Below are 1,972 nucleotides of genomic sequence, written 5' to 3'. Positions count from 1 at the left end.
CCGCCCCCGCCAGCGCGCCCGCCACCAAGGCGGCGAGGATCAGGCGCGGGGCCGGGAAGAATCTACTACCGTCTGCCATTTCTCAAAACTGCTCCGAAGCACGGGTTATAGCCATGAGCGACAAGAAAACCAGCAACCAGATGTGGGGCGGACGTTTTGCCTCGGGTCCGGCCGCCATCATGGAAGCGATCAACGCGTCTATCTCCTTCGACCGCAAACTCTATGCGCAGGACATCAAAGGCTCGATCGCCCATAGCGAGATGCTGGCGCAAACGGGCATTATTTCGGCGGCCGATCAAGAAAAAATCGCTGACGGGCTGAACACGATCCTGAGAGAGATCGAGGCCGGCAGCTTCGAGTTCTCGACGCGGCTCGAAGACATCCACATGAACATCGAGGCGCGCCTTGCCGATCTGATCGGCCCGGCGGCCGGCCGCCTGCACACCGCCCGCTCGCGCAACGACCAGGTCGCGGTCGATTTGCGGCTCTGGGTCAAGGACGAGTGCTTTCGCGTCGCCGAGGCGTTGAAGGGGTTGATTGAGGCGTTGCTGGAGCGGGCCGAGGAGCATGCGGCGACCGTGATGCCGGGCTTCACCCATATGCAGGCGGCCCAGCCGGTGACCTTCGGCCATCACTGCATGGCCTATGTCGAGATGTTTTCGCGCGACCTGTCGCGTGTCCGGGATGCGATCGAACGCATGGACGAAAGCCCGCTCGGTGCCGCCGCACTTGCCGGCACCAGCTTCCCGATCGACCGCCACCGGACCGCCAAGGGGCTCGGCTTCCGCGAGCCGATGCGCAATTCGCTCGACAGCGTCTCGGATCGCGATTTCGCGCTCGAGTTCCTTGCCATGGCCGCGATCTGCGCCACGCATCTGTCGCGGCTGGCCGAAGAGATCATCATCTGGTCGACGCCGCAATTCGGCTTCGTCAGGCTGTCGGACTCGTTTTCCACCGGCTCGTCGATCATGCCGCAGAAGAAGAATCCCGATGCCGCCGAACTGGTGCGCGGCAAGACCGGCCGCGTCACCGGCCATCTGGTCGGCCTGCTGACGGTGATGAAGGGCATGCCTTTGACCTATGGCAAGGACATGCAGGAAGATAAGGAATCGGTATTCGACGCCGCCGAGACGCTCGACCTGATGCTGGCGGCGATGACCGGCATGGTCTCGGACATGACGGTCAACGCAGCCGCGATGAAGAAGGCCGCCGGCTCCGGCCACGCGACAGCAACCGACCTTGCCGACTGGCTGGTGCGCACGCTCGGCCTGCCGTTCCGAGAGGCGCATCATGTCACCGGCCGGGCGGTGGCGCTGGCCGAAGACAAGAAGGTGGGGCTGGAGAAGCTTTCGCTGGAGGATTTGCAGTCGATCGATCCCGGCATCACGGCCGACATATTCTCAGTGCTGGCGGTGCAGAACTCGGTCAAGAGCCGCACCAGTTTCGGCGGCACCGCGCCGTCGGAAGTGAGGAAGCAGATCCGCGCCTGGAAAAAGCGACTGGCGAAAGCGTAATGCCGGATGTTGCGCCAGCAATATCCCGGACATGCGACCAGCAATATCCGGACGTTGCGCCAGATATTGCGACGAGCAATATCTCGGGGTGCAATGCGCCGAGAACTCGGCTAAAAGCGGCGGCTGACAAACGTTTCGGACGGATGGATCGATGACCGGAAGCAGGATTTTGGTGACGCTGACGCTGCTGGTGGCGATCGCGGCCGTCTCGGCCTGCGGCAGGAGGGGCGGTCTCGACACGCCCTATGAGGCGGCCGTGCAGGCGCGCAAGGATGCCTCGAAGGCCCATCAGCCCGTGCCGCCGGAGCCGGAAAAACCGGTCAAGGACAAGAAGTTCATCCTCGACCCGCTGATCTAGGCCGACGAGAGCGGGGCCTTCCAACCCGATCTCATCTTGCCGCAACTTCCGGAATCACTCCCGTGAACCATTTCGACTACCGCGACGGCGTGCTCCATGC

2 protein-coding genes and 1 pseudogene are annotated in these 1,972 nt (G+C 63.3%); 2 read left to right on the top strand and 1 reads right to left on the bottom strand.

The window, feature by feature from the left end; genetic code table 11:
• Window positions 1-79: pseudogene (locus EN914_RS40055) on the bottom strand (TlpA family protein disulfide reductase); the annotation flags it as partial.
• Window positions 80-113: 34 nt separating this feature from the next.
• Here EN914_RS40055 and argH point away from each other — a divergent pair.
• A complete protein-coding gene (gene argH, locus EN914_RS33590) occupies window positions 114-1,514 on the top strand; it encodes an argininosuccinate lyase (protein WP_032899293.1) in 1,401 nt (466 codons plus the stop codon).
• Window positions 1,515-1,665: 151 nt separating this feature from the next.
• Window positions 1,666-1,872 carry a lipoprotein gene (locus EN914_RS33585; RefSeq protein ID WP_013529409.1) on the top strand — a complete coding sequence of 69 codons (207 nt, stop codon included), beginning with the start codon at window positions 1,666-1,668 and terminating at the stop codon, window positions 1,870-1,872.
• Window positions 1,873-1,972 lie beyond the last annotated feature (100 nt).

This window comes from Mesorhizobium sp. M7A.F.Ca.CA.001.08.2.1 (genome assembly GCF_003998455.1).
GTDB classification, from domain to species: domain Bacteria; phylum Pseudomonadota; class Alphaproteobacteria; order Rhizobiales; family Rhizobiaceae; genus Mesorhizobium; species Mesorhizobium ciceri.
The sequence above is the reverse complement of the archived record's forward strand: the minus strand, read 5'-3'. Positions and strand labels throughout refer to the sequence as shown.

Excerpts from the sequence above, each read along its gene's own strand:
- argH (WP_032899293.1), top strand. The coding sequence starts at position 114 with ATGAGCGACAAGAAAACCAGCAACCAGATGTGGGGCGGACGTTTTGCC.
- EN914_RS33585 (WP_013529409.1), top strand. The coding sequence starts at position 1,666 with ATGACCGGAAGCAGGATTTTGGTGACGCTGACGCTGCTGGTGGCGATC.